Raw genomic sequence first — 381 nt, 5'->3', positions numbered from 1 at the left:
TCAATAAAGGAAACCTTAGTTACAAGATCACACTTTATGGTTTTGTCAATACAGATAAAATAATCTTTCATACAAGGGAATCTTACTTTGTAAAATACTGAAAGACCTTCTTTTTTGCTTTCTAAAATGCCAGCTTTTTTTAATATATTTAAATGTTTTGATATTGTTGATTGATCTACACCTATTTTATTTACAATTTCGCATACGCAAATCTCCTTTTCATTTAAAATTACGTCTAAAATTTTCAGCCTTGTCGGATGAGAAAGGGCCTTAAAAAATTCTGCGCGGAGTTCATAGATGTTTTCTGCCATGGGATTCACCTCCTATATTCCTATATTAGCATATAGGAAATATTAGGTCAACAAAAAATTTTCAAAAACC

General features: G+C 29.9%; 1 protein-coding gene. It reads right to left on the bottom strand.

The window, feature by feature from the left end:
* Positions 1 to 311, bottom strand: a 311-nt coding sequence (locus I4N53_RS07540; protein WP_214495965.1) for a helix-turn-helix transcriptional regulator, incomplete at its 3' end; no start/stop codon positions are given.
* Between the last annotated feature and the right edge of the window lie 70 nt (positions 312 to 381).

The organism is Thermoanaerobacter sp. CM-CNRG TB177, from assembly GCF_018588165.1.
Taxonomy (GTDB): Bacteria; Bacillota; Thermoanaerobacteria; order Thermoanaerobacterales; family Thermoanaerobacteraceae; genus Thermoanaerobacter; species Thermoanaerobacter thermocopriae.
This window is presented reverse-complemented; position numbering and strand designations above follow the sequence as displayed.